The organism is Providencia sp. PROV040 (assembly GCF_032706145.1).
Classification (GTDB): domain Bacteria; phylum Pseudomonadota; class Gammaproteobacteria; order Enterobacterales; family Enterobacteriaceae; genus Providencia; species Providencia hangzhouensis.
On the sequence record NZ_CP120530.1, the window covers coordinates 3,968,218 to 3,993,966 of the forward strand.

Annotated in this window: 24 protein-coding genes and 1 pseudogene; 9 read left to right on the forward strand and 16 right to left on the reverse strand. The window is 42.5% G+C overall.

Annotated elements, in window-relative coordinates:
* Positions 1 to 194: 194 nt before the first annotated feature.
* From livF to P3L40_RS18520, 5 genes are all read right to left on the reverse strand, one after another.
* Complete coding sequence (gene livF / locus P3L40_RS18500) at positions 195 to 896, reverse strand: high-affinity branched-chain amino acid ABC transporter ATP-binding protein LivF (protein ID WP_004258508.1); 702 nt, start codon at positions 894 to 896, stop codon at positions 195 to 197.
* Positions 896 to 1,675 carry a high-affinity branched-chain amino acid ABC transporter ATP-binding protein LivG gene (livG, locus tag P3L40_RS18505; protein ID WP_004258513.1) on the reverse strand — a complete coding sequence of 260 codons (780 nt, stop codon included), beginning with the start codon at positions 1,673 to 1,675 and terminating at the stop codon, positions 896 to 898. The genes livF and livG overlap by 1 nt, the downstream gene beginning before the upstream one ends.
* Positions 1,672 to 2,943, reverse strand: coding sequence for a high-affinity branched-chain amino acid ABC transporter permease LivM (locus P3L40_RS18510; protein WP_136135051.1), 1,272 nt, complete (start codon positions 2,941 to 2,943; stop codon positions 1,672 to 1,674). The genes livG and P3L40_RS18510 overlap by 4 nt, the downstream gene beginning before the upstream one ends.
* On the reverse strand, positions 2,940 to 3,866 hold the full coding sequence (gene livH, locus P3L40_RS18515; protein ID WP_004258523.1) for a high-affinity branched-chain amino acid ABC transporter permease LivH: 927 nt from the start codon (positions 3,864 to 3,866) through the stop codon (positions 2,940 to 2,942). The genes P3L40_RS18510 and livH overlap by 4 nt, the downstream gene beginning before the upstream one ends.
* Before the next feature lie 102 nt (positions 3,867 to 3,968).
* The gene (locus tag P3L40_RS18520; protein WP_004258526.1) at positions 3,969 to 5,078 is read right to left on the reverse strand and encodes a branched-chain amino acid ABC transporter substrate-binding protein; all 1,110 of its coding nucleotides are present in this window, start codon (positions 5,076 to 5,078) and stop codon (positions 3,969 to 3,971) included.
* A gap of 379 nt (positions 5,079 to 5,457) precedes the next feature.
* On the opposite strand from P3L40_RS18520, the gene panM reads away from it, so the two are divergent.
* Both panM and P3L40_RS18530 read left to right on the forward strand, forming a co-directional pair.
* Positions 5,458 to 5,871 (forward strand): aspartate 1-decarboxylase autocleavage activator PanM, encoded by a 414-nt coding sequence (gene panM / locus P3L40_RS18525; protein WP_136135052.1) that lies wholly within the window; start codon positions 5,458 to 5,460, stop codon positions 5,869 to 5,871.
* Entirely contained in the window at positions 5,858 to 6,244 is a 387-nt protein-coding gene (locus tag P3L40_RS18530) for a VOC family protein (RefSeq protein WP_004258531.1), read from the forward strand. The genes panM and P3L40_RS18530 overlap by 14 nt, the downstream gene beginning before the upstream one ends.
* A gap of 109 nt (positions 6,245 to 6,353) precedes the next feature.
* Here P3L40_RS18530 and rpoH read toward each other — a convergent pair whose 3' ends face one another.
* The 4 genes from rpoH to ftsY all read right to left on the reverse strand — a co-directional run bounded on the left by rpoH (position 6,354) and on the right by ftsY (position 10,913).
* Positions 6,354 to 7,232 carry an RNA polymerase sigma factor RpoH gene (gene rpoH / locus P3L40_RS18535; protein WP_004258535.1) on the reverse strand — a complete coding sequence of 293 codons (879 nt, stop codon included), beginning with the start codon at positions 7,230 to 7,232 and terminating at the stop codon, positions 6,354 to 6,356.
* A gap of 257 nt (positions 7,233 to 7,489) precedes the next feature.
* Positions 7,490 to 8,467 carry a permease-like cell division protein FtsX gene (gene ftsX / locus P3L40_RS18540; protein ID WP_004258540.1) on the reverse strand — a complete coding sequence of 326 codons (978 nt, stop codon included), beginning with the start codon at positions 8,465 to 8,467 and terminating at the stop codon, positions 7,490 to 7,492.
* Entirely contained in the window at positions 8,460 to 9,125 is a 666-nt protein-coding gene (gene ftsE, locus P3L40_RS18545) for a cell division ATP-binding protein FtsE (protein WP_004258545.1), read from the reverse strand. Before ftsE ends, ftsX begins: the two co-directional genes overlap by 8 nt.
* Positions 9,126 to 9,131: 6 nt before the next feature.
* Positions 9,132 to 10,913 (reverse strand): signal recognition particle-docking protein FtsY, encoded by a 1,782-nt coding sequence (ftsY, locus tag P3L40_RS18550; RefSeq protein ID WP_210853459.1) that lies wholly within the window; start codon positions 10,911 to 10,913, stop codon positions 9,132 to 9,134.
* Positions 10,914 to 11,189: 276 nt separating this feature from the next.
* On the opposite strand from ftsY, the gene rsmD reads away from it, so the two are divergent.
* Together rsmD and P3L40_RS18560 are read left to right on the forward strand one after the other, a co-directional pair.
* On the forward strand, positions 11,190 to 11,771 hold the full coding sequence (gene rsmD, locus P3L40_RS18555; RefSeq protein ID WP_004258577.1) for a 16S rRNA (guanine(966)-N(2))-methyltransferase: 582 nt from the start codon (positions 11,190 to 11,192) through the stop codon (positions 11,769 to 11,771).
* A 10-nt stretch (positions 11,772 to 11,781) separates the two neighbouring features.
* Positions 11,782 to 12,078, forward strand: a complete 297-nt coding sequence (locus tag P3L40_RS18560; protein ID WP_004258582.1) for a DUF1145 family protein — start codon at positions 11,782 to 11,784, stop codon at positions 12,076 to 12,078.
* A gap of 6 nt (positions 12,079 to 12,084) precedes the next feature.
* Here P3L40_RS18560 and P3L40_RS18565 read toward each other — a convergent pair whose 3' ends face one another.
* Positions 12,085 to 12,435, reverse strand: a complete 351-nt coding sequence (locus P3L40_RS18565; RefSeq protein ID WP_004258585.1) for a DUF2500 family protein — start codon at positions 12,433 to 12,435, stop codon at positions 12,085 to 12,087.
* Between the two features lie 121 nt (positions 12,436 to 12,556).
* On the opposite strand from P3L40_RS18565, the gene P3L40_RS18570 reads away from it, so the two are divergent.
* The gene (locus tag P3L40_RS18570) at positions 12,557 to 13,186 is read left to right on the forward strand and encodes a lysoplasmalogenase (protein ID WP_004258589.1); all 630 of its coding nucleotides are present in this window, start codon (positions 12,557 to 12,559) and stop codon (positions 13,184 to 13,186) included.
* Positions 13,187 to 13,339: 153 nt separating this feature from the next.
* The gene (locus P3L40_RS18575) at positions 13,340 to 15,748 is read left to right on the forward strand and encodes a zinc/cadmium/mercury/lead-transporting ATPase (protein WP_210853457.1); all 2,409 of its coding nucleotides are present in this window, start codon (positions 13,340 to 13,342) and stop codon (positions 15,746 to 15,748) included.
* Between the two features lie 116 nt (positions 15,749 to 15,864).
* Here the strand turns inward: P3L40_RS18575 and P3L40_RS18580 are convergent, their stop codons facing one another.
* Both P3L40_RS18580 and P3L40_RS18585 read right to left on the reverse strand, forming a co-directional pair.
* Entirely contained in the window at positions 15,865 to 16,578 is a 714-nt protein-coding gene (locus tag P3L40_RS18580) for a transposase (protein ID WP_316927989.1), read from the reverse strand.
* On the reverse strand, positions 16,541 to 17,302 hold the full coding sequence (locus P3L40_RS18585) for an IS1182 family transposase (RefSeq protein ID WP_316927990.1): 762 nt from the start codon (positions 17,300 to 17,302) through the stop codon (positions 16,541 to 16,543). Before P3L40_RS18585 ends, P3L40_RS18580 begins: the two co-directional genes overlap by 38 nt.
* A 257-nt stretch (positions 17,303 to 17,559) precedes the next feature.
* On the opposite strand from P3L40_RS18585, the gene P3L40_RS18590 reads away from it, so the two are divergent.
* Positions 17,560 to 18,510: an Rpn family recombination-promoting nuclease/putative transposase gene (locus P3L40_RS18590; protein WP_136135055.1), complete on the forward strand. Its 951-nt coding sequence runs from the start codon at positions 17,560 to 17,562 to the stop codon at positions 18,508 to 18,510.
* Between the two features lie 54 nt (positions 18,511 to 18,564).
* On the opposite strand, the gene tusA is transcribed toward P3L40_RS18590, so the two are convergent.
* Positions 18,565 to 18,813 (reverse strand): sulfurtransferase TusA, encoded by a 249-nt coding sequence (tusA, locus tag P3L40_RS18595; RefSeq protein WP_004258596.1) that lies wholly within the window; start codon positions 18,811 to 18,813, stop codon positions 18,565 to 18,567.
* Between the two features lie 168 nt (positions 18,814 to 18,981).
* On the opposite strand from tusA, the gene P3L40_RS18600 reads away from it, so the two are divergent.
* Positions 18,982 to 19,650 carry a 7-cyano-7-deazaguanine/7-aminomethyl-7-deazaguanine transporter gene (locus P3L40_RS18600; protein WP_004258598.1) on the forward strand — a complete coding sequence of 223 codons (669 nt, stop codon included), beginning with the start codon at positions 18,982 to 18,984 and terminating at the stop codon, positions 19,648 to 19,650.
* Positions 19,651 to 19,744: 94 nt separating this feature from the next.
* Here the strand turns inward: P3L40_RS18600 and glpC are convergent, their stop codons facing one another.
* The 3 genes from glpC to glpA are packed head-to-tail and all read right to left on the reverse strand — an operon-like array spanning position 19,745 to position 23,875.
* Positions 19,745 to 20,938: an anaerobic glycerol-3-phosphate dehydrogenase subunit GlpC gene (gene glpC, locus P3L40_RS18605; RefSeq protein ID WP_004258601.1), complete on the reverse strand. Its 1,194-nt coding sequence runs from the start codon at positions 20,936 to 20,938 to the stop codon at positions 19,745 to 19,747.
* Positions 20,935 to 22,230, reverse strand: coding sequence for a glycerol-3-phosphate dehydrogenase subunit GlpB (gene glpB / locus P3L40_RS18610; RefSeq protein WP_136135057.1), 1,296 nt, complete (start codon positions 22,228 to 22,230; stop codon positions 20,935 to 20,937). The genes glpC and glpB overlap by 4 nt, the downstream gene beginning before the upstream one ends.
* Positions 22,220 to 23,875, reverse strand: a complete 1,656-nt coding sequence (glpA, locus tag P3L40_RS18615; protein WP_004258606.1) for an anaerobic glycerol-3-phosphate dehydrogenase subunit A — start codon at positions 23,873 to 23,875, stop codon at positions 22,220 to 22,222. Before glpA ends, glpB begins: the two co-directional genes overlap by 11 nt.
* A gap of 436 nt (positions 23,876 to 24,311) precedes the next feature.
* Between glpA and glpT the strand changes: the two are divergent.
* Positions 24,312 to 25,665: pseudogene (gene glpT, locus P3L40_RS18620) on the forward strand (glycerol-3-phosphate transporter).
* Positions 25,666 to 25,749: the final 84 nt, after the last annotated feature.

The following is a 25,749-nucleotide window of genomic DNA, read 5'->3' on the forward strand; positions in this document are numbered from 1 at the left end:
TAATTCACGTTGTGGCTAGGCGGCAAAATGAGGATATCTCGGGGAGCATACACAAGTATGCGCCCCAAATAGCTGAATGAAGCCAACAACACCACAGCATGAAGTATGACGAAAATTGGGGAACATACATAAGTATCTGCCCCAACTAACCTAATGAAACCAACAACGCCATAACACGAAGTATGACGAAAATTTTAGCCGCCGAGATACGCGCTTCTAACCGCCTCATTGGCTAAAAGTGCTTTACCGCTGTCTTCTAACACAATATGCCCATTTTCCAACACATAACCACGGTCTGCGAGCTTCAACGCTTGGTTGGCGTTTTGTTCGACAAGGAAAATCGTCATTCCTTCTTCACGTAGTTGTTGGATTGTATCGAAAATTTGCATAATGATAATGGGAGCAAGCCCGAGGGATGGCTCATCAAGCAACAACAACTCTGGCTGGCTCATTAAAGCACGGCCTATCGCTAGCATTTGTTGCTCACCACCTGACATCGTTCCTGAACGTTGGCTTCGGCGCTCATATAGCCTTGGAAACAACTTATAAACCCGCTCAATACGTTCTTGGTACTGTTGGCGATCAGCAAAAAAGCCCCCCATTGCGAGGTTTTCTTCCACAGTCATACGAGAAAATACACGCCGCCCTTCTGGTACTAGAGCAATGTCTTCACGCATAATTTTCGAAGTGGGCAATTGAGTGATATCCACGCCTCGGTAAATGACTTGGCCTTCCGATGCTCGTGGATCGCCACAAAGGGTACTGAGCAACGTTGTTTTCCCAGCGCCATTTGCTCCGATTAAGGTCACAATTTCACCTTTTTGGATATTCAAGCTAATCTCATGTAACGCTTGAATTTTTCCATAATGGGTAGAAACTTTTTTAAACTCTAGCATCAGTAAGCTTCCCCCAAATAGGCTTTTATCACATCTGGATGTTGGCGAATCTCACTCGGTGTGCCATTCGCCAATGGCGTTCCTTGATTCACGACATAAATACGATCTGAAATTCCCATGACTAATTTCATATCATGTTCAATTAATAGAATTGAAACATTATGATGAGTACGCAACTCAGCAATTAAGTCATCCAAGTCATTGGTTTCTTTAGGGTTAAGACCTGCCGCAGGTTCATCCAGCATTAAAATTTCAGGGCGAGTGACCATACAGCGAGCAATTTCTAACCGACGCTGCTGACCATAGGCTAAATTACCCGCTTGGCGATTTGCAAAGGGGAGTAAATCAACACGCTCAAGCCATTTTACCGCATTATCAAGCGCTTCAGACTCTGCTCGACGAAATGCAGGGGTTTTCAATAACCCAGAAAAAATGCCACTTTTTAAATGTTGATGCTGCGCCACAAGTAAATTTTCAATTACCGTCATTTCTTTAAACAACCGCACATGCTGAAATGTTCGGATGACACCAAGGCGTGCAATCGCCTGCCCGGTCAGTCCCTCAAGATGTTTTTCTCGATATAAAATCGTGCCACTGGTCGGCTTATAAAAACCGGTTAAACAGTTAAAAATGGTGGTTTTACCCGCCCCATTTGGGCCAATCAGTGAGACGATTTCCCCTTGATTAATAGTTAACTCAACATTATTGACGGCAAGTAACCCACCAAAACGCATTGTTAAGCCATTCACTTGTAACAAAGGCGTGGTTATATGGCTCATACGCCCTCCCCTTCAGGGGCTTTTTTCACCTGCATTTGACGGCGTTTCATCGGTAATAGGCCTTGTGGTCGCCAGATCATCATCAGCACCATTAGCGCCCCTAATAGCAGCATGCTGTATTGGTTAAGGTCACGCATCATTTCCCGTGATACAACTAAAATAATTGCGGCTAAAATAACGGAGGTTTGTGAACCCATTCCTCCTAAAACGACGATGGCTAACACAAATGCCGATTCCACAAAGGTAAAAGACTCTGGACTGATAAAACCTTGCCGTGCGGCAAATAACGTCCCTGCAAACCCTGCAAAGGCTGCACTGATAGTAAATGCGGTTAATTTTATTCGAGTTGGACTTAACCCTAATGACCGGCAGGCAATTTCATCTTCGCGTAATGCTTCCCACGCACGACCTAATGGCATACGCAGTAACCGATTGATAACAAATAAGGTTAAAACCACTAATAGTAAAGCGACAAAATACAGGAAGATAATTCGGTCACCCGGGCTGTAATCTAAGCCGAAAAAGTTATGGAAGGTGTCCCAACCCTCTTTCGCGGTACGGCTGAATTCCAAGCCAAAAAAAGTCGGTTTCGGTAATTGGCTGATCCCATTTGGCCCACCCGTGATTTCGGTATTATTCAGTAATAAAATACGAACAATCTCCCCAAAGCCAAGCGTCACTATGGCAAGATAGTCACCACGTAACCTTAGCACAGGGAACCCTAGTAAAAAGCCCGCTAACGCAGCGGTTAAACCTGCAATCGGTAAACTTTCCCAGAACCCAAAACCATAATAATGATTTAATAAACCAAAAGTATAAGCACCTATGGCATAAAAACCGGCATACCCAAGAACCAGTAATCCTGATAACCCGACAACTACGTTTAGGCCGAGCCCTAACATCACATAAATCAATGTTAAGGTCGCAATATCCACACTTCCGCGAGAAACAATAAACGGCCAAATAATTGCAGCAATAATAATTATAACCGCAAGAATTTTTTGCTTGGTTGTCGAACCATCAAAATCAGGAATAGCCCATGCCTTCTTAGGAACCCCTTGCCAAACTTTACTCAACGTTGGGCGAACCAATTGATAAACAAAGATCACCACAATGCCAGCAATGATCCAGTTCCAACGCACAGAATCCCCAACTGTCACGATCAGTTTTGTGCCATCGAGCGCAAGTTGCAAGCCCATCATAAACAGCGCCAGCACGAAGAAAGTCGAGGAAGCAACAACGGCATTAATCCAATTTTCTTTTCTCATACTTTTTCGACCTCCGGGCGTCCCAGAATGCCGGTTGGCATGATCAATAACACACCTATCAATAAACCAAATGATACAACATCTTTATATTCTGTACTTAAATATGCAGAGGTCATTGCTTCTGCAACGCCTAAGATTAACCCGCCTAACATAGCACCCGGAATACTCCCAATTCCCCCTAGCACTGCCGCGGTAAATGCTTTCATCCCAGCCATAAAGCCAATATATGGGTTAATCACACCATAAAATTGCCCCAGCAGTACACCAGCTACAGCAGCCATTGCCGCACCAATCACGAAGGTCAATGAAATAACTCGATCGGTATTAATACCTAATAAGCTGGCCATTTTAAGATCTTCCGCACAGGCTCGGCAGGCTCTTCCCATCTTTGAATAGCGAATAAATAGCGTCAAAGCTAACATCGCAAGCACGGTAACCACCCAGATGGTCAATTGCATCTTAGTCACCGTGGCTTCAAAACCATCGCTTTCACCTAGAACCCATTGCCCTGTGATCAAACTGGGTAGAGCTAAATCACGCGAACCTTGTGACAGGCTGACGTAGTTTTGTAGGAAAATAGACATCCCGATCGCAGAGATCAACGCAATCAAACGCTTAGAATGGCGAACTGGCCGATAAGCAACGCGTTCAATACTCCAACCATAGGCGCTAGAGACCACGATTGCCGCAATGAAGGCCGCAGCAACCAAGATCCAGCCGATATCGATCCCAAGCATCATTAGGCCTGCGATCACAATAAAAGAGACATAGCTACCTATCATGTACACTTCGCCGTGGGCAAAGTTAATCATCCCAATGATGCCATATACCATCGTATATCCGATGGCTATCAATGCATAGGTACTACCAAGGGTTAAACCATTCAGAAGTTGCTGAATAAAATAGAGAATTTGATCTGACATAAGACTATCCTTTCGAACTACTTGTCCTATATAGAGAACAGAAGCCGGAAGCAAGTTACTCACTTCCGGTTCTTATTCACTATGCTGGAACACTGCTGAGTACTATTTTACAGAGGTGGATGTCCCATCTTTGTGCCACTCAAATACACCGAACTCAAACCCTTTCAGGTCACCGTTTGGCTGCCAGCTTAACGTTCCCATGACCGTTTCGACCGGGTTTGCTTTCAAGTCTTTCACTAAATCTTCAGGCTCGATGCTGCCAGTACGCTCCATTGCCGTCGTTAAACCTTGGATAGCAGCATAAGTTGTCCAAACAAATGGCCCTGTTGGGTCTTCTTTCTTCGCTTTGATGGCATCAACAATCGGTTGGTTAGTCGCGACCTGGTCATAGCGTTTTGGTAAAGTTACCAGCATGCCTTCCGAAGCATCACCTGCAATATTCGATAATGAAGAGTTACCGACGCCTTCAGGCCCCATAAAGCGAATATTCAAGCCAGCTTGTTTAGCTTGGCGTAAGATTTGCCCCATTTCTGGGTAATATCCCCCAAAGTAAACAAAATCCACATTCTCTTTTTTCAATTTTGCGACTAAAGCAGAGAAGTCTTTGTCACCCGCTGTTACCCCTTCAAACATCACTTCTTTAACGCCGGCGTTATTGAGGCTTTCGCGTACAGAACGTGCTAAACCTTCCCCATATTGTTGTTTGTCATGAACAACAGCAATACGGGTTGGTTTGATCTCTTCCATAATAAATTTAGCGGCTGTTGGTCCTTGGTCTGAATCCAAACCTGTTGTACGCAACACCATCTGGTAACCACGCGTGGTTAAATCCGCATTGGTTGCTGCCGGGGTGATCATAATGACGCCTTCATCTTCATAAATATCGGATGCAGGCTGTGTTGAAGAGGAACATAAATGCCCAATAACATGGCGGATACCATCGTTAATGACTTTGTTTGCTACCGCAACCGCTTGTTTTGGGTCGCAAGCATCATCATATTCGACTGCCACTAATGTGTTTCCATTAATGCCACCTTTAGCATTAATATCTGCAATCGCTTGGCGCGCACCTGTAAATTCCATATCACCATATTGAGCCACAGGCCCTGACATCGCGCCAACAACCGCTATTTTAATTTCCTTTGCCCATCCTGCTGAACTGAATGCCATCGCAATACAGCCCGCTAATAATGCTTTATTCATATTCTTCATTTTATCGTCCCCGTCTTCATGGTTCTGAGTGTTTGTGTTTGATTTGTAGTAGATTATTATGGTTGACAGGTACAATGCCTGATATTTCAAAATACAGCGAATAAGGCTATATATTTCATAACATTAAACAAGATAATTATGCTAAATAGCAAATGGATATGGCAGGTTTTTACATTAGAAGCAGAATAAAAAACTGATGTGTTAAAGTAGGTTTTTTGTAAATACTAGTGTTATATTCGGGTTAAATTTAAATTAATCCGAGTGAAATTCGGAAAATTCAGTATCACCAAATTTTTCTCTCTAAAATCAAAAAATCGGTTGTAGATCACTCTGGCAGGATGAGTGACTGCAACTCTTACAGGGAAACAAACAAAATATCATGAGACTCACTATTATCCCGCTGGTCAATCCTACTGAGCAACAATATCTGGACTTACATAAAATCTGGCCTGACCAGAGCCCTTTTGAGCTAGCCAAAATGTGTAAAGCAGGTGAGCAATTTTATGCAGCTCGCTTTAATGACCGCCTTCTTGGCGCAGCAAAAATTACTGTGGATCATAGCACTGCCACTTTGTGGGATTTTTGTGTGCGAGAGGTCACTCGCCGACGAGGTGTAGGATCATATTTATTAGAAGAAATTTGCCAAACAATCCCTGATATTACACTATGGAAATTTGACATTAGTGAGGTTGCCCTGCAAGAAAAAGAAGCAATGCAGCTCTTCTTGTCGGCAAATGGCTTCAATGCCACCGCACAACCTGATATATGGGAAAAACAGCATGAAGTTAAATAAAATTCATCATGTTGCTATTATCGCATCCAATTTTGACGTCAGTAAGGATTTTTATTGCCGTATTTTGGGCTTAAATTTACTTGAAGAACATTACCGTCCAGCAAATAATTCGTGGAAAGCAGACTTAGCTTTTGGTGAGCATTACCAAATTGAGTTATTCAGTTTTGTTAATCCACCAGCGAGACTAAGTTACCCCGAAGCCACAGGGCTACGTCATTTAGCCTTCGGTGTCGATGATTTAGATAAATGGGTCGCTTATTTAACTGAACAAGGTGTGGCTTGTGAAGCAATACGGGTTGACCCCTACACGCAAAAGCGTTTTACATTTTTCACAGATCCAGATGGCTTACCACTAGAGTTATACAGTGATTAATTGAACAATCAAAAATGTAAAAATAGAAATGATTATCTGCATTTATCCACCTCTTAACAGGCAATAAATGCAGATAATTTTAGTGAGCAACGAATTGGCCAGTAATAAATTACATTTCGCTATCTTCGTCTTCTTCCATCGCCAAACGTAACTTCTTCATGGCGTTCTTTTCAAGCTGACGAACGCGTTCTGCAGAAACGCCGTATTTATCAGCAAGTTCTTGCAACGTTGTTTTGTTGTCATCGTCTAACCAACGAGCTCGGATGATATCCTGACTACGCTCGTCCAAAGAGTCTAGTGCATCTGCTAAGCGATCAGTTGCATGGCTTTCCCAATTATCATCTTCAATTGAGCCAGCAAAGTCTGATGCTTTGTCTTGTAAGTATAAGACTGGGGCTACCGGACCACCAAAATCACTGCTGTCATCGTCATCTGACATATCAAATGCCATATCTTGTGCAGCCATACGTGATTCCATCTCACGCACATCTTTAGTACTTACCCCTAACTCTTGGGCAACCATATCGACTTCGTCCTGGTTAAACCAACCAAGACGTTTTTTATTCTTTCTTAAATTAAAGAATAACTTACGCTGCGATTTTGTCGTCGCGACTTTCACAATACGCCAGTTACGTAAAACGTATTCATGAATTTCAGCTTTGATCCAGTGAACCGCAAAGGAAACAAGGCGAACGCCAACTTCAGGATTGAAACGACGCACCGCTTTCATCAGGCCGATATTACCTTCCTGAATTAAATCAGCTTGCGGTAAACCATACCCTGCATAACTACGAGCAACATGAATAACAAAGCGCAAATGCGATAAGATCAGTTGCTTTGCAGCATCCAGATCACCATGGTAATGCAGCCGTTCAGCAAGTTCCTTTTCTTCCTCAGCGGTAAGCATCGGGTAAGAGTTAGCCGCCCGAACGTAGGCTTCAATACTCCCCTGTGGAACAAGAGCTAATGATTGCATGTCTTTGGTCATTCAGATCCTCAATAAAATAATAGAAAACAGATTAGTTTGTATTGATAACCGCATTGGTTAACCATGAGGCAAACACTTTTAGTCTACCAGTTTAACCGCGTTAAATAAATTATATACAAAATTTGTTAACAGTAGGTCAATGTAGGACAAAACAATTCAGACTAAGTTCATTTTTAACGCAAATTTGCAATGGAATCAAAGAGTCATGATATAATTAAATCATGACTCTTTAATAAAAATGACGAGAAAACAACTCGTTACTCAGGTGTAAAGTGTCGTAAATGTTGAAGTGTTGCCAACCATGCTGCTATCCAACCAACCATAGCGGATAACAATAGAATCAATAAAGACTCTTCCCATAACAACCCTTCAATCTGAAATTGTGTACCAAACACACTGGCTACTTTTGCAACACCGTCTGCTAACTGCCAAACAAGTAAAAAGGTCATAATCAAGGAAATAATGGCACCTAATGCGCCCAAGACAAGGCCACCATTTAAAAATGGCCTCATGATAAACCCATCGGTAGCACCAATTAACTTCATCACATTAATTGTATCACGGCGAGCAAAAATATTGAGCCGTACGCTATTTCCTATCACAAGGAACAGTGACACAATCATTAAAATCCCAATGACAGAAGCAACTTTCCCCACCAAACCTGTTAGTGCGGCTAACCGTGCAAACCAGCTATCATCCATGCGAACTTCTTCAATGCCATCGACTTGGCTAACCCTATCACGCAGTGTTGTTAATACATCAGAACCTTCAAAATCAATTTTAGGCGTAATTATAGCTACCGCAGGCAGTGGGTTCTCCTCTAGCATGTCGAGCGCAGTACTAAAACCAGACCAACTGCGAAACTCACTCATAGCTTGGTCACGTGAAAGATAATTCACATGGTCAACCCCATCAAGCGCTTGCAACTGCGTTACCACATTTTGCCCACCTTGTTCATCAAGAGACTTATCCAAATAAACAGTGAGTTGTGGTGTTGGGTACCATTGCTCCGCGGCTTGCGAAACATTTTTCCACACAATATAGCAAAGGCTCGGTAACGTGAGTGAAATGGCAATAACCATGATAGTCAAAAAGGTGGCTAAAGGCTGTCTAAGCATATCAGCGAGCGCATTCAACCACGAATAACGCCACTGCTCTTTCCAACCGCCTTTTAATGCTTTACTTTTCGATTGCTTGGCTCGTTCCGGCTTACTTTTTCGGACATTCTTAGCCATGTTGACCTCCAAGCATACGGCCTTCACTTAATGTAAGAACACGGTAGTTACGGCGCTCAATCAATGCAATATCATGGGTTGCCATTAAAACAGTCACCCCTACACGGTTGAACTCTTCGAATAAACGCATTATCCCTTCTGACAATTCACCATCAAGGTTACCTGTTGGTTCATCCGCTAATAACATCGTTGGCTTATTCACTACCGCTCGGGCAATACCGACACGCTGTTGCTCCCCACCAGATAACTGAATAGGAAAGTTTTTAGCTTTGTCCAATAACCCGACTTTATCTAATGCCGCAGAAACTCGGCGACGAATATCTTCGGTACTGGCACCAGAAATGATTAGCGGCATTGCGACATTATCATATACCGTTCGATCAAAAAGCAGGTGGTGATCCTGAAAAATCATCCCGATCTGCCGACGCAGAAACGGGATCTCTCGATTTTTCAAGCGGCTGATATCATGACCATTGAATAAAATATGACCCGCACTTGGGCGTTCAATACCACAAATCAGTTTAAGTAATGTACTTTTACCTGCGCCTGAATGGCCTGTTAGAAATGCCATTTCTCCAGGTTGAAGATGAAAATCAACCCCTTGGAGTGCTTGGCGGCCACCGCGATAAGCTTTACTAACGTGTTCAAAGCGAATCATCGAAAATTATTCCTCTCGGGCAAATAGAGCCTCGATAAAGTCATCTGCTTTAAATGGACGTAAATCTTCAATACCCTCACCAATACCAATATAACGAATTGGAATACCAAATTGGTCGGCAATAGAGAAAATTACGCCACCTTTTGCTGTGCCATCGAGTTTAGTCAATGTGATACCTGTTAGACCGACCGCATCATCAAAAAGTTTTGCCTGACTTACCGCATTTTGTCCAGTACTTGCATCTAGCGTTAACATAATTTCATGGGGAGCATTTTCATCGAGTTTTTTCATTACCCGAACAATTTTTTTCAACTCTTCCATCAAGTGCGATTTATTTTGTAAACGTCCAGCGGTATCTGCAATTAAAACATCAACCCCTTTCGCTTGTGCTGATTGAATTGCATCAAAAATAACAGATGCAGGGTCTGCACCAGTATGTTGGGCTACCACAGGGATCTTATTACGCTCACCCCATACTTGAAGTTGCTCAACGGCTGCTGCACGGAAAGTGTCCCCCGCGGCTAACATGACGCTTTTTCCTTCCGACTGATATTGACGTGCTAATTTACCAATTGTAGTCGTTTTCCCGACCCCATTAACACCAACCATAAGAATAACATAGGGTTTTTTATCTTCAATCACGAGTGGTTTATCCACTTTCGCTAAAATATCAGACATTTCCTCACGCAATTTGCCATATAACGCTTCTGCATCCTTGAGTTCTTTACGGCTTGCATGTGCTGTTAAGTTATCAATGATTTTACGAGTGGTATCAACCCCGACATCGGCAATCAATAGCTGTTCTTCTAGCTCTTCAAATAAGTCATCATCAATTTTTTTACCTGAAAACAGCCCAAAAAAACCTGAACCTAAATTCTGGCGAGTTTTTAATAACCCTTTCTTTAGCCTAGCAAAGAAACCTTCTTTTTTAGGTTTTTCTTGCTCTGTTGGTGAATTATTTTTTTCTTCTTCTAAACGTAAGCGCTCAGCTTCAGCTTCTTCCTCTGCAATTCTCGCTTCTTCGGCTGCTTGGCGCTCGCGTTCGGCTTGTTCTTCCGCTAAACGTGCCGCTTCTGCTGCTTGGCGCTCGCGTTCAGCCTGTTCTTCGGCTAAGCGTGCCGCTTCTGCTGCTTGGCGTTCGCGTTCTGCTTGTTCTTCGGCTAAACGTGCCGCTTCTGCTGCTTGGCGTTCACGTTCCGCTTGTTCTTCGGCTAAACGTGCGACTTCTGCTGCTTGGCGCTCACGTTCCGCGTGTTCTTCGGCTGCTTGAATGACAGCTAACTCCGCCTGACGGCGTTGCTCTTCGGCCTCCTCTGCCGCTTGAATCGCAGCTAGCTCAAGTTGACGCTGACGTTCCATTTCTTCTTCAGCAATACGCATTGCTTCAGCTTCTTGACGCTCACGCTCAGCTTTTTCTTCCGCTAGTTTTTTCTCTTGGGCTTCCTGACGCGCTTGTTCTGCTTGCTCTTGGGCGGCTTGGAGTTCTGCTAGTTTCGCTTCTCGCTCACGTTCTGCTTGCTCTGTTGCTGCCTCAATCTCAGCTTGCTGTGCTTCATACTGACGTTCAGCTTCGTCTTCAGCGGCTTTAATCGCGGCTTGCTCTGCTTGATGTTGGCGTTCTACTTCGGCTGTTGCGGCATCTACCGCAGCTTCATGGGTTGATTGTTTTTCAACGTCCTTGACTATATCATTATCATTCTGTTGAGCTTCTTGTTGCTGGGTTTCTTCTTCATTTTTACGCCCAAACCCCAACCATGAGAAAAAACCTTTTTTCTTGTCTTTAGCCATTTGCCACTACACTCCTCGCGGTAAAAATATGGCACTCGATAATCAAATCGCAATAAAATTATATGCAGTCTACCATTTCATCGCTCAGCAACACATATCTGAAAGAAAAATCCTGCCAATTTAATCTGAATTTTCGTGTTAAAACTGTGAAAATGAAGCACTATAATTGAAATACAGCCAATCAGAGATAACAACACTGCAACTTATCGCCTGACAGGTATACAATAGTAACAATCAAATTTAAGTACATAAACCCGTTAAGCAACAATAAACATTATGGCAAAAAAACCACAATCTCCCTCTTTAGGGCAAATTCGTATTATCGGTGGGAAATGGCGCGGAAGAAAGCTGCCAGTTCGTGATAGTGAGGGCTTACGCCCAACCACAGACAGAATTAAAGAAACATTATTTAACTGGTTGATGCCAATTATTCGGGATGCGCGTTGCTTAGATTGCTTCGCAGGCAGTGGTTCTCTGGGCTTTGAAGCACTTTCTCGTTTTGCAGAAACGGTCACCTTTATTGAGCTCGATAAACAAAACGCACAATTACTGGCTGAAAATAAAGCTCGCTTACAAGCCGATAACGCAACCGTAGTGAATCACAATAGCCTAAATTTTTTAAGCCAAGCAGGTATACCTTTTGACGTCGTTTTCATTGACCCACCATTTCGCAAAGGGCTGCTCAATGAAACCATTCAATTGTTAGAAAAAAACCAATGGTTAGCTGAAGAAAGCTGGATATACGTTGAGTCAGAAGCGGAGTCACCACTTACTGACATCCCAGCTAATTGGCAACTTCATCGCGAAAAAATAGCAGGGCAAGTCGCATATCGCCTTTTTATTCGAACTTCACTTTAGGGACAAAAACATGTTTATCAATATTGGACGCCTGCTCATGATTTGCGTTTGGGGCTTTATGGTCTTTAATCTCGTCCACCCATTCCCTAAACCATTGAAATATTTTATGGATATTGCAATGGTTTTTATGATTTTCATGCACGCACTACAAACTATTTTCCTAAAAGCAACGCTGCCAAAAGGAGAGAAAATCTCTGGTTTAGTTCAATTACGCATTTTCTTTTTTGGCGTATTCGAAATGCTAGCCATGCAGAAAAAAAATAAAGCCGATTTAGAAGAAGCAAAGAAAAAACAATCAGGTGAATAACTTATTCTACGCTGGCTCAAAACGAATAAACCGAGTACCTTGCATAATGAGCTTGCCTTCATGGCCAAGCTCAACGCCTTGATACTGTTCTTCCGTTACAATAGTTTTAATAATTTCGCCGCTTGATAGCGTTTTAAAGTGAATCTCATAGCGAAAAGTTTCAGGTGAAACAACATCCCGCTCTCGAGAACGCATGTTAGGATAAGGGTAGTCTTTTTTGCTATCAACCTTTACTAAGTAGCTTACAGGCAAAGCGTTATCATTAAGTTCATTTTGCTTGCGTTGGTCAAAAAAACGCTTAGTGGCGAGCACCGCAATAATCGCTAAAACGATAATCAGTAATATTGGCTTATTCATAATGTGTGCATTTTGCTTAAAAAGTCCGTCATGATAGTTTATCTTATTTAACTAAACAGGACACGTTTCTAAGTTACCGGATCCCTGCCGTGTCATTCATTGAACATATAAGGATGTGTATATGATTAGTTGGCCATTCCTCGCTGTACTCTTTTCCGGTTGGTTATATGTCGATGCCGCCTATCGAGGACCCGGGTGGCAACGTTGGTTATTTCGCCCAATCACACTGCTACTTTTATTACTTTGGGGTTGGAGCTCCGACGACCTTAACCTGCAAAATTATCTTATTCTTGCGGGGCTGCTAGTTTCTCTCGTTGCAGATCTTTCTCGCATGCTTTCAAGTGAGCACTTACTAGCTTCCGTCGCGTTGATGTTCTTGAGTTATTTGATTTATACCATCAGCTTCGGAATGCAATTTAATTTCGGGCTCTATCTACCTTGGCTTGCCGCACCTCTGATTGTCGCTGCCGTTACTTTAGTTTTCATTTGGGGCAAGCTTGAAGGCCTACAAGCTATTGTTTTTGCATCATTAATAATGTGCATGATTATGGCATGGGTTGCTGGTGACCAATATTTTGGTCTCGGTCGTGAATACAACTTCTCAATCATGATTGGCGCATCACTGCTATTTCTTTCTAACTGTATTTGGCTAATTGCTCGATTCCGTATTCCCTTTAAAGCCTCAAAAGCCGTTGTTGCAGCACTATACTTCCTTGGACAGTTTTTCATTGTGCGAGCGATTTACTTATAATCACACCTTTTAGTCATACCATGCCAATTGATAAAAAGTGCTATTTGAGAATTTTATCAATTGGCCGCCCTATTTTTGTTTGACTCTGGAGTAGACTCCAGAGTGTAAACTTATCCACAATGATAGAACACATTGTTTGATAAGGGGGCGCTTATGCACTCACATTCCCATAAAGAAACACATAATCACACAAGTAATTGCTGCTCTAGCAACAGTTGCTGCTCATCTACTGTAGCAGGCAATAGCCAGAAAGTTAGTGATGACTCACATACTCATGAACATAGCAGTTTGAAGAAACATCCTGACGACGATGAAGGTTCTCACCGGCACAGTGGTGAGTGTCATTCAACTCATGATCACACCGCCAATGACCATGACCATTCTGGTCATGATCACAAACATGGCAATAGCTGTGGGTTAACTGCGGATATCAGCAATGAAGTGGAACCAACTCAAGCAGCTAGCCAACGCTTTAGTTGGATAATCCGCGGAATGGATTGCCCCAGCTGCGCAAACAAAATTGAAACTGCAGTTAGGCAAATAAGTGAAGTAAAACAAGCCAAAGTGTTATTTTCTACGGAAAAACTGGTGGTTGATGCTAACACCGATATTAGTGTAGCGGTTCGTTCTACCGTTGAAACTGCGGGTTATGAATTACTTGAAGTCGGTGGCAACAGTGCAGCAGGTATCGCACCACCACAAAGTTTACTCAATGAAGCTAAGCCCGTTATTATATTAGCGATTTTAATGGCGATTAGTTGGGGAATTGAATCACTCAGCCCACAAGTCGGTAAAATTGCCTTTATTTTAACTACCCTATTTGGGTTATACCCGATCGCACGTAAATCATTGCGCTTAATGCGAACGGGTTCGCCTTTTGCTATCGAAACTTTGATGTCAGTTGCCGCAATAGGCGCAATCTTTATTCAAGCAACAGAAGAAGCCGCGATGGTTATCTTACTGTTTATGTTAGGCGAAATGTTGGAATCCTATTCTGCTGGAAGGGCCCGACGAGGGGTTAGCGCCTTAATGGCACTGGTACCAGAAGACGCCGTTTTAATCAAAAATGGGCAAAAAACAACGATTCCTGTTGCGCAATTACGACCAGGAGACATTATTGAGATTGCACCGGGTGGGCGTTTACCTACCGATGCGGTGTTAGTGTCAGGTTTTGCCAGCTTTGATGAAAGTGCACTAACAGGTGAGTCCGTTCCTGTAGAGCGTAATGTCGGTGAAAAGGTGGCAGCAGGCTGCTTATCTGTTGATAGAGCCGTTCAAATGCAGGTGGTATCAGAGCAAGGTCAAAATGCGATTGACCGCATTTTACAGCTAATTGAGGAAGCGGAAGAACGCCGTGCGCCGATAGAACGCTTTATTGACAGCTTTAGCCGAGTTTATACCCCAATCATTATGCTTATTTCGGCACTAGTGATTATTATTCCACCGATATTCTTCAGTGCACCATGGGAGACTTGGATTTACCGAGGTTTAACACTTTTATTAATCGGTTGTCCTTGTGCATTAGTGATTTCAACCCCTGCGGCGATAACGTCTGCGCTGGCAACAGCAACACGCCGAGGCGCATTAATTAAAGGTGGCGCAGCACTTGAACAACTGGGCACTGTCACGACAATTGCTTTAGATAAAACAGGCACACTCACGGAAGGGAAACCTCATGTCACTAATCTTATTCCTGTAGAAGGCATGACCGAAAGTGAATTAGTCCAAATTACCGCCTCCGTTGAAGTGGGTTCACATCATCCTCTGGCAAAAGCAGTGGTGAATAAAGCAGAGGCGTTATCGTTGAGCATTGCTGAAGCACAAGATCGTAAAGCATTAGCAGGAAAAGGGGTTGAGGGTGTACTTGATGGTAAGCGTATACTGGTGAGTGCACCAAACCGCCTTGATATTCCACTCGATAGTGAATGGCAAAATAAGGTCGAGATATTAGAAGCTGAAGGAAAAACGGTTGTTGTCACACTCGAAAATGACCGCGTAATTGGTTTAACCGCACTGCAAGATACATTACGCAGCGATGCAGTAGATACAATGAGCATGCTGAAAGCGCTCAATGTGAATGCTGTGATGCTGACAGGCGATAACCCTCGTGCTGCAAGTGCTATCGCGGGCCAATTAGGCATGGAGTACCGCGCAGGGTTATTACCGGAAGATAAAGTAACAGCAGTTATGGAGCTTAATCGTAACCACAGCACAATGATGGTCGGTGATGGTATTAACGATGCTCCTGCAATGAAAGCGTCTAGTATCGGTGTTGCCATGGGTAGTGGTACTGATGTGGCATTAGAGACCGCCGATGCTGCATTAACCCATAACCGTTTGACTGGACTTGCAGAGATTGTTGCATTATCTCGTGCGACTAGGAAAATTATTCGTGAAAATATAGCGATTGCCTTGGGACTAAAAGGAATATTTCTGGTGACCAGTTTATTGGGAATTACCGGGCTTTGGGTCGCCGTACTTGCTGATTCAGGTGCAACAGCACTCGTCACCGCGAACGCTGTACGTTTACTGCGAGTTAAGTTACCTCAAGTGAAAAAATAATTTATACCAATTGATTTAAACGCCACACTAAGTGGCGTCAGATTGATGACGAACCCCATGTTTTTAGCATGGGGTTTATTGTGTTAGCGACCGAAGGTCGCGATCGCGATATTTTTCTAAAATCCCATCATCAATAACTTTCTCAAGCTATATTCCGTTCTATATGCCTTTAATTGGCTTTGTATTAACTTAAAAAAGTAAAAAAGAAGCGCCAGTAGCGCCATCTTCTTCATATTTTGTGCAACAGCTGCTAATAAGCACTGCATTTGCACTTTATTTAACCCACGGAACCGCGCATAACGGTGACCATGATGTTGTTTGGCATCGGCAAAACTTCTTTCTACCGTCTCTTTTCGTCTTGCGTAGATTTTTTTACCCCACTTGCTTAGCCGTAACGTATTTGACCACTCTTTCGCTTCTTCCCATACATGTCGAGTGATTGTTTTTTGTCCTTTTTGTTTTGAGTACACGATTGTCGATGTTCGCATAATTGGCATTGAGCCATATTGGATTTGTAATGTTTTATAACCATTACGGTCAGTTGTACTGTAGGTTAAAAGCGCTTCGGTTGGACACACATACACATCGCGCTGTGCATCATAGTAAAAATGTTTTTTTTGATACGCATTTTGCCCTTTATTGGGACGTCGATAACCAGGAACAAGAGCGATACTCATTTCTTTCGCGAGATGACAAACGGGGGCGGTGAAGTAACCGGCATCCACGCCTGCGGCAATGGGGTTAAGATTAAAACGTTCAATTTGACGCTGTAATCGGCCAATGTAAGGCTGGCTATCGTGCACATTTCCTGCGGTGACATGGGTGTCCATAATGACCGTGCTTTCCATCAACCGTACGATGGTCAAGATAAAAGAAGCCTTTGGGTTTATTGTCCCGATGCATAAAACCACTTTCAGGGTCAGTGGTACTTACTTTAGTGTTTTTGACGGCGCTGTTTTCGTTGGATTTTTTTGCGTCGGGTAACGGCTTTTTTGCGTGATTTTTCCGGTCTCTTTCGACAGCGACATTGAGTTGTTCAATATATTCACTTGGGGCGATGGGACGCTCTTCATTAATGGCTTTGTGCGGGTTCGCGTTGGCTTTCAAGTGGGTACTGTCAGTATAAAGAACGCGTCCATTCGCCATGCCTCCACTGATGGCTTGTTCAACGACATGGTCAAATATCTGCTGGAAAATATCACTGTCATTAAATCGGCGAATACGATTTTGGCTCAATGTTGAAGCATCGGGCACTTTCTCCGTTAACCCCATGCGTAAAAACCAACGATAAGCCATATTGACTTGGATTTCTTTAACCAGTTTTCGCTCTGATGGGATACCAAACAGATAGCCTAACAGCATCATTTTAATAAGACGAACAGGGTCAATCGCAGGTCGCCCGTTATTGGGACAATAAAGGTGAGCAACGGCATCACGAATAAATTCAAAGTCCATAATCGCATCGACTTTACGAACAAGATGGTCTTCAGGCACCAACTCATCGAGTGTGATAGTTTCGAATTGATATTGCTGAGGAGAAGGTTCTTTTAACATATCGGTTAGCTCATTATTTGTACTAACCTTATTAGATCAAAGTCCTCACTAAAAAGCGAGGACTTTGTCAGCAGTCTGACGCCACACTAAGTGGCGTTTTTATTTACAACTATTCCAATATTTTGTTGTATTACAATATGTTAAATACAACCTTAATTAGAGAATTAGGACTAACTTTTTCTCCATCAGTCTCAATCTTCGCTAAAATACGTTTTGTAAATAGATTATTTCGGCATGACGTTTAGCAGGTACTTGGCATGGTAAAAAATCACAGTTCAACACCACATGATGCTGCATTTAAAGGGTTTATGTCTAAAATTGATAATGCACGTGATTTTTTTGATATCCATTTACCCGGCCATATTAAGCAATTATGTGATTTCAAAACATTAGCGATAACAAACTCTTCTTTCATTGATAACCAGCTACGCACTCGTCTTTCAGATGTTCTCTACACTGTCGAGACACAGCAAGGTGAAGGGTATATTTATATGTTAGTTGAGCACCAATCAACACCAGATAAACTAATGGGTTGGAGAATGATGCATTATGCATTCCTTGCCATGAACCAACATTTACAACAAGGTCATCGTGATCTACCGCTGGTTGTGCCTGTTTTATTTTATCATGGGAAGATAACGCCTTATCCATATGCTAAACCATGGACACACTGTTTCCCATGGCCAGAAATTGCATCAAACTTATATAGTCAGCCATTTCCGCTCGTTGATATTACTGTTATTGATGATAACGAACTCGTAAATCATCGCAAAGTTGCCGTCATGGAACTCGCAATGAAGCACAGAGACTTAAGAGATAACATAGAAAAAGTCACGCAGTTACTAGCTGAAGCGATGAATCAAAATTATCATCATAGTGATGACATCATCACTATTTTCAACTATTTATTTATTACTATGGATTCACCTCATTTTGAGACAGTGGTTAATCAACTTATATACCAATTAGAAAATAACCAAGAGGCTATTATGAACATCGCGCAACGATTAAAAAATCAAGGGTTACAAGAGGGAATTGATATTGGTGTAAATAGAGGCATTGATATTGGCGTAAATAGAGGCATTGATATTGGAGCAAACAAAAAACAACATGAAGTTGCACTTAAAGGTTTGCAACTTGGTACAAGTATTGAACTTATCTGCCAACTTACTGGGTTAAGCTATCAGGAAGTATTAAGCCTACAATAATATCCCTACCTCTTGGCAGGGATTAACATACAAAAAGAAATTAGCTAGTAACAACTAGCTCGATTTTTTACGCAACAAATAACGATATGGTGCGTTGTCAGCCTCTACTGCTAATAAATCATGCTCCATAAAGCGGCAAAAACCTGGGATATCACGTGTGGTTGCTGGGTCATCAGCAATAATTAACAACGTTTCACCATCGGCCATGTTACGAACCGTTTTACGCACTAACATCACAGGCTCAGGGCAACGCAGCCCTAGTGTATCAAGGGTTTTCGTTGGGTTAGCAAATAAATCAGACATTAAAAAACACTTCTAAAAGGGATCAATAGACTGATTATATAATAAAATATCCATTGATAAATGAACAGTTTTGCATTTGTTGCGCAACAAGAGTATGATGCGCTGCTCCCAAGTGTTGGGATGTATTTCATGGGTTCCCTCACCCCATTGTGACTAAAAAGGTACAATATGTTTGATTTTACTGCGCAGCAAAAAGCCACTGCGTTAATTTGGCTTTCGTTATTTCATATTTTAATCATTACTTCTAGTAACTACCTCGTGCAGTTGCCAATTAATATTTTTGGCTTCCATACCACTTGGGGTGCATTTACTTTTCCATTTATTTTCTTAGCTACTGATTTAACCGTTCGTATTTATGGCGCGCCGCTTGCACGCAGAATTATCACTGCAGTTATGCTGCCCGCATTACTGATTTCATACGTTATTTCAGCTTTATATTTCCAAGGTGAATGGCAAGGTTTTACCGCATTATCTGAATTTAACTTATTTGTAGCACGTATTGCCGCAGCGAGTTTTATGGCTTATGTACTGGGTCAAATATTAGATGTCAGTGTTTTCAATCGATTACGCCAAAATGCACGTTGGTATGTAGCACCTGCCTGTGCAATGTTCTTTGGTAACTTGATTGACACTATCGCCTTTTTCTTTATTGCTTTTTTCCGTAGTAGCGATCCATTCATGGCTGCAAATTGGGTAGAGATTGCTTTAGTTGACTATGTCTTTAAGCTACTTATTTGCATGCTATTTTTCTTGCCTGCTTATGGTGTGCTTTTGAACTTTATCTTGAAGTCTTTCTTTGCAAACTCAGATAAAAAACAGTTAGCCAATCAACACTAAAAACAAAAAAAGGAGATAGCTAAATGCTATCTCCAAATAGGTTTAACTGAGCTAAAACAAAAAATAACAACCCTACAATTCGATAAGTAACAGATCACAAAGCTTTTGCTAGAAGTGAAATTGGGTGCTCACACTTCTTACTCGTCGACATCTCAATCTGCCACTTACAAGTTTCGCAGTCTGTAATCACCATGTCCGCACCACTTTCTTCAATTTGACGGAACAGCCCTGCCCCTATTCCTTGAGAAACCTCATAGTTTTCTTTTTTGAAACCATAGGTTCCTGCGATACCACAACATTGTGAATCCAACACAATTAGCTCAACCCCTGGCACACGTTTAATTAACTCTAACGTATAGGAAGTCCACCCCATTTTTTCCATATGGCATGGTGTGTGATAAGCCACTTTTAAAGGCGTATGTTTCAGTTTGAGTTCACGCCCTTCTTCAAGTAAACGATAAATATAACGCGTTGCGAGCTCGATGTTATCCCTCATTGCAGAAGTATCAACATCAAGTACATGCGTATATTCATCACGGATGGTAAACGTACAGGTTGATGAAGTTGCAACAACAGGTACATGTTTTTCAAGGATAGTTTCTTGCAATGACTCTAAATTAACATTGGCTTGGCGCTTAGCCTGTTTCATAAAGCCATTGGCTATTAATGCCACACCACAACATTTTTCACGTTTAAGTAGCTGAACACCAATATTCATGCCGTTAAAGACTTTAATTAAGTCTTTACCTAATTGAGGGTGGTTATAATTCACATAACAACCATGGAAGAACGCAACTTGCTCTTCAAATTTAGCTTGTTCAGCGGCTTGTTTTGCATACCAACGGCGGAAAGTCCCAAACGAATATTTAGGTAATTCACGGCGGTGGTCTATTTTCAATGCTTTATCAAGGATTTGACGTACAGGTTTTAACCCTGTAATAGTATTGACAACTGGTGCAAATGGCGTCGATAACGACCCCATTAAATCCGTATGGCTGAGAATAGCATCACGAATTTTAGGTTTCTGTTGGCTGTAAGTATTACGCGCACGAGCAATAATATCGCCAATCTTCACATCCGATGGACAAGCGACTTCGCAACGCTTGCAGTTAGTACAATATTTCAACGCTTCGTCATACAGCATCGGATCTTTTAAGCGTAAACGCTCACCGTCTGGCCCTGCTTGCTTAGGACCAGGATACAGAGGATTAACCTTTGCAACAGGGCAATAAGTGGTACACACAGTGCATTTAATACAGCTTTCAAAGCTTGCATCTTGAATACTCATTGTGCCACCTCCACCTGCATAGTTTTATTCTTACTCAGTTCATTAATAATTTCATTAGCGGCATATAATGCGCTAATTATCGATACGCCCGCACCACAACCTTGAGTGAGAGGGTCAAAACCGCCTAAAACGGCGCCGGCCACATAAAGATTAGAAATGGCTTTCCCCTCTTTTTGTGCGCGTAGCTTTTCATCGGTTTTCACACCAAAAGCCATATAGGGCTGGGAAGCGAAAAACTCTTTGTTAGTCCATTTTGCACGTTCTGAAATTTCACACAGATCCAATTGCATCAAAGGCTCATAGACACGGTCAAACTCAGCCACCAATCCATTATTAAAAAAGCTCCCCGTCGCCAGAACAAAATGCTTAGCTTTTAAAGAGATATCGCCATGATTACGAGTCTGGACAGATTCAATTCGGCCATCAACACAATTTACCACAGTAACTTTATCACCAGGCATCACAATTCCACCTTGGCGACGGAACTGACGCAGTAACATTTCATGCAAACGAATCCCCAATAGCGAAGGAGGAAGAGTCGGTAGTAAAAATAATGGCTTACCTAAGCTCATTTGTAATTCATGTAAAGGTTCATCACTATCGAGTCCGATACAGGCTGGCATAAAAATCGCCTCTGCATCTGTGACCAACGGAGAAATTTCAGCGACCATTTGTGCCATATTTTCTGGTCTATCAAGCCAACGAGCAACATTAACCGCTCTAAACTCACTCGGGTTTTCTCTTAATCGGTCTAATAATGGTAAATGCACATAATGCGATGTTGCTTGTAACCCCTCACGTTGTAGCTCATCAGCCACCATCTGAGGTTGAAAATCCAAGAAACCTTCGATACCAACCACAGCAATCTTGCTAACATCCATTTTATGGTGCAAACCGACAGTCGGAACAGACTCAGGACTAAGCCAAGTCATCCGTTTATGGCCCAGAGGTGTAATACGATAATGGTTTTCTTCACAAGAGCCTTTTAAATGAACTCCTGCTTGCTGCAATATTGACTGAGACATATGCGCTAGCTCAGTAACTTGTGTTTTTCCGATTAAACTATAAGGGTGTGCTGGCGCCTGTTCCTTTAGCGCATCAAGCATTTCTAATGGTTTTTCAGCCACTTGTCCATTCGGTAAATGGGTTAATAAATCCAAGGAGCCTGATGAAAAATGTAATGCATTTTGCCCTGCACTAACAATTGCACAAGATAGACCAGACTGGGTCAAACGGATACCGCTCATTAATCCAGCTAAACCGCCGCCCATAACCACTACATCATATTTCATTGTCCGCCTCCTTCTGTGCATCCTTGCCAAGTGTCGCTTCATTCATGCCACATAACCCGTGATATACCCAGCTGGTAAATTCACTTTCACGCAATGCGTCACCCCAAGCAATTGGACGTACACCTTTCCAACGTTCATTAAGGAAGTGACTCAGTTGTTGCTCTGTTTCATGAGGCGTTGTGACATTAAAACGATTGAGTAACCCCGCAGCACGGCAAGCACATAATTCACCTTGGCAAGTTCCCATCCCCACACGAGTGCGACGCCTTAAATCAAGTAAATTATTCACCGTTAATGAATTAACGGCATAGCGTACTTCACCAGCAGTAACGGCTTCACACTCACAAACTAAACTTTTATCGAGCCTATCCGTACTGAGAATTGCAGAAGCCCTGTCACCATGACGGTAAACCGCTGAGCCACGAATAGGGGCTGGGATAGAAACAACATTGCGTAAGGCTTCTTCTGCACTATGTTGCGAGCCCGGTAGTGGCGCTTCTGCTGTTGTACACTTGGCACTGTGGCCTAATTTTTCACAAACTTTATCAGTAGCCCACTCAGCCATCAGACGATATGTCATTAACTTACCACCAGTGATAGTGATAAACCCTTCTAAGCCATCGCGTTTAGCATGGTCTAACAGCACAATACCGCGGCTGACATTACGCCCTGATGGGTCATCATCACTGGCAACTAATGGCCGAACACCTGCATATGCACGTAAAATACGTGTTGTTGCAAGTGCTGGCGATAGCATTGAACCTTCACGAATAAGAATATCCACCTCTTCAGGGGTGACATACATATTATCAATTTGGTCATATTCAATATGAGTCGATGTGGTCCCAATCAGGGAAATCGTATCGCCGGGAACTAAAATATCGGCATCTGCAGGTTTGCGGCAACGGTTTATCACCATGTTGTTCAAGCGATGGCCTAAAATTAATAGCGCCCCTTTCGCAGGGAACATTTTAATTTTTAATTCGCCATACTCTGCGATTTTTTGCCCCCAGATCCCGCCTGCATTGACGACAATTTCCGCGTAAATATCATATTGCTTCTTGGCGTGGTGATCATAAACCGTAACGCCACGTACGGTGTCGCCATCACGAATCAAACCAATAACTTCATGATAAGTTAACACTTTCGCGCCATGCTCTCTGGCATCTAACATATTTGCCGCAGTCAAACGGAATGGGTCAACCGTGCCATCAGGAACACGAACCGCACCTATTAGATGTGGGTTAACAGAAGGTTCAAGGCGAATAGCCTCTTTGGGGTCAATTGCAGTCGCATCAATACCCGCAGCTTGGCAAGCCGTAATGAATTGTTGCTGATACTCTAAGCTGTCTTCAGGTAAAGTAATAAACAAACCATCAGTTCGCTCTATACAGTGATGCGCGATACGTTTTAAAATCTTGTTCTCTTCTATACATTCTCTGGCGGATTCACCATCTGTGACTGCATAACGCGCGCCACTATGAAGTAACCCATGGTTACGCCCTGTCGCGCCAGTCGCAATATCATGCCTTTCGAGTAAAACAGTTCTTAGACCTCGGCGAGCGCAGTCACGAGCGACTCCTGCACCTGTTGCGCCACCACCAATAATGATGACATCCGTCTCAGTCACAGATGAGCCATTCATGTCGCATTCCTCACATTAATAAACATTTCTATAATCGATAAGTATAGATTCTATTTTTATAATCTATTATTAAATATAGCCCAGAAACGCGATCAATGTTTGATAAGGAACAAAAACGAAAGAAATTGATGCATATTCAGTGTTCAAAAGAACAAAATCGTGATGAGAATCACAAAATAATTAACATTTCTAGTTCCATTCTATTCACAAATGTCATTTACTATGCAACTTCATAAACAAAATCAATAATTGTGCGTTGGATTACAGATAAATTGTTTTTTAACGACTACAATTTAGAGCAATTAAGAAAATAAAGACTCTTAAATTACTCGATTACTTTCGTTTTTGTTACTTCACCAATAATAAACACTCAATATTTCTCTGAAATAGAGAAATGGAAGTGTAAATAAAAATTAGCATGCCATCGGAGGCGTATATGTTAAGCATTTTTAAACCAGCACCTCATATAGAGAGGCTGCCAGCGGATAAGATAGATCCTGTCTATCGTAAGCTTCGCTGGCAGATCTTCATGGGTATTTTCTTTGGTTACGCAGCGTATTATCTAGTCCGAAAGAACTTTGCGTTAGCGATGCCATATCTTGTTGAACAAGGTTTCTCTAAAGGTGACCTTGGTTTTGCATTATCAGGGATCTCAATTGCTTACGGATTTTCTAAATTTATCATGGGGTCGTTTTCCGACCGTGCAAACCCGCGTTATTTCTTACCAGCAGGTTTGATTCTCGCCTCCGCAGTGATGTTAGTCATGGGCTTCGTACCATGGGCAACATCAAGCATCATGGTAATGTTCGTATTACTGTTCCTTTGTGGTTGGTTCCAAGGTATGGGTTGGCCTCCTTGTGGGCGTACCATGGTTCACTGGTGGTCACAAAAAGAACGTGGCGGTATCGTTTCGGTTTGGAACTGTGCACACAACGTCGGTGGTGGTATCCCTCCATTACTGTTCATGTTAGTTAGGTATGGCATGGTTTAACGACTGGAAAGCTGCGCTGTATATGCCTGCATTGGCTGCTATCCTTGTTGCAATCATTGCATTTGCGTTAATGCGCGACACCCCGCAATCTTGTGGTCTTCCTCCAATTGAAGAGTACAAAAACGACTATCCAACTGACTATAAAGCATCAGATGAGCAAGAGTTAACTGCAAAAGAAATCTTCATGAAGTATGTTTTCCCTAACAAACTATTATGGATGATTGCGATTGCGAACGTGTTCGTTTACTTACTGCGTTATGGTGTTTTGGACTGGTCTCCAACTTACCTGCGTGAAGTTAAACACTTCGCAATGGACAAATCTTCATGGGCTTACTTCTTATATGAATACGCAGGTATCCCAGGTACGTTACTGTGTGGTTGGATGTCGGATAAAGTCTTCCGTGGTAACCGTGGAGCTACTGGTGTGTTCTTCATGGTTCTGGTAACCATTGCAACTATCGTGTTCTGGATGAACCCAGCTGGTAACCCAAATGTTGATATGGCATGTATGTTGATCATCGGTTTCCTAATCTATGGTCCTGTTATGTTGATTGGTTTGCACGCCCTTGAACTTGCACCGAAAAAAGCAGCAGGTACAGCCGCAGGATTCACAGGCTTGTTCGGCTACCTCGGTGGTTCTGTAGCAGCAAGTGCTATCGTTGGTTATACCGTAGACTACTTCGGTTGGGACGGTGGCTTCGCAGTCATGATCGGTGGTTCAGCACTGGCCGTTGTTCTACTGTTTATCGTGATGTTGAGCGAAAGCAAACATAAACGCGAATTAGCAAACTCACAATAAACATTCATCAAATGTTCATTGTTAATCGCTAGACTCGTGGGCTATATCAAAAAATGATGTAGCCCATTTTTTTACCCAAATAAA

Excerpts from the sequence above, each read along its gene's own strand:
- P3L40_RS18600 (WP_004258598.1), top strand. The coding sequence starts at position 18,982 with ATGTTTGATTTTACTGCGCAGCAAAAAGCCACTGCGTTAATTTGGCTT.
- ftsE (WP_004258545.1), bottom strand. The coding sequence starts at position 9,125 with ATGATTCGCTTTGAACACGTTAGTAAAGCTTATCGCGGTGGCCGCCAA.
- livG (WP_004258513.1), bottom strand. The coding sequence starts at position 1,675 with ATGAGCCATATAACCACGCCTTTGTTACAAGTGAATGGCTTAACAATG.
- P3L40_RS18565 (WP_004258585.1), bottom strand. The coding sequence starts at position 12,435 with ATGAATAAGCCAATATTACTGATTATCGTTTTAGCGATTATTGCGGTG.
- P3L40_RS18560 (WP_004258582.1), top strand. The coding sequence starts at position 11,782 with ATGTTTATCAATATTGGACGCCTGCTCATGATTTGCGTTTGGGGCTTT.
- tusA (WP_004258596.1), bottom strand. The coding sequence starts at position 18,813 with ATGTCTGATTTATTTGCTAACCCAACGAAAACCCTTGATACACTAGGG.
- P3L40_RS18580 (WP_316927989.1), bottom strand. The coding sequence starts at position 16,578 with ATGGACACCCATGTCACCGCAGGAAATGTGCACGATAGCCAGCCTTAC.
- P3L40_RS18570 (WP_004258589.1), top strand. The coding sequence starts at position 12,557 with ATGATTAGTTGGCCATTCCTCGCTGTACTCTTTTCCGGTTGGTTATAT.
- P3L40_RS18575 (WP_210853457.1), top strand. The coding sequence starts at position 13,340 with ATGCACTCACATTCCCATAAAGAAACACATAATCACACAAGTAATTGC.
- P3L40_RS18590 (WP_136135055.1), top strand. The coding sequence starts at position 17,560 with ATGGTAAAAAATCACAGTTCAACACCACATGATGCTGCATTTAAAGGG.
- ftsY (WP_210853459.1), bottom strand. The coding sequence starts at position 10,913 with ATGGCTAAAGACAAGAAAAAAGGTTTTTTCTCATGGTTGGGGTTTGGG.
- livH (WP_004258523.1), bottom strand. The coding sequence starts at position 3,866 with ATGTCAGATCAAATTCTCTATTTTATTCAGCAACTTCTGAATGGTTTA.
- rsmD (WP_004258577.1), top strand. The coding sequence starts at position 11,190 with ATGGCAAAAAAACCACAATCTCCCTCTTTAGGGCAAATTCGTATTATC.
- ftsX (WP_004258540.1), bottom strand. The coding sequence starts at position 8,467 with ATGGCTAAGAATGTCCGAAAAAGTAAGCCGGAACGAGCCAAGCAATCG.
- panM (WP_136135052.1), top strand. The coding sequence starts at position 5,458 with ATGAGACTCACTATTATCCCGCTGGTCAATCCTACTGAGCAACAATAT.
- P3L40_RS18520 (WP_004258526.1), bottom strand. The coding sequence starts at position 5,078 with ATGAAGAATATGAATAAAGCATTATTAGCGGGCTGTATTGCGATGGCA.
- glpA (WP_004258606.1), bottom strand. The coding sequence starts at position 23,875 with ATGAATGGCTCATCTGTGACTGAGACGGATGTCATCATTATTGGTGGT.
- livF (WP_004258508.1), bottom strand. The coding sequence starts at position 896 with ATGCTAGAGTTTAAAAAAGTTTCTACCCATTATGGAAAAATTCAAGCG.
- P3L40_RS18530 (WP_004258531.1), top strand. The coding sequence starts at position 5,858 with ATGAAGTTAAATAAAATTCATCATGTTGCTATTATCGCATCCAATTTT.
- glpC (WP_004258601.1), bottom strand. The coding sequence starts at position 20,938 with ATGAGTATTCAAGATGCAAGCTTTGAAAGCTGTATTAAATGCACTGTG.
- P3L40_RS18510 (WP_136135051.1), bottom strand. The coding sequence starts at position 2,943 with ATGAGAAAAGAAAATTGGATTAATGCCGTTGTTGCTTCCTCGACTTTC.
- P3L40_RS18585 (WP_316927990.1), bottom strand. The coding sequence starts at position 17,302 with ATGTTAAAAGAACCTTCTCCTCAGCAATATCAATTCGAAACTATCACA.
- glpB (WP_136135057.1), bottom strand. The coding sequence starts at position 22,230 with ATGAAATATGATGTAGTGGTTATGGGCGGCGGTTTAGCTGGATTAATG.
- rpoH (WP_004258535.1), bottom strand. The coding sequence starts at position 7,232 with ATGACCAAAGACATGCAATCATTAGCTCTTGTTCCACAGGGGAGTATT.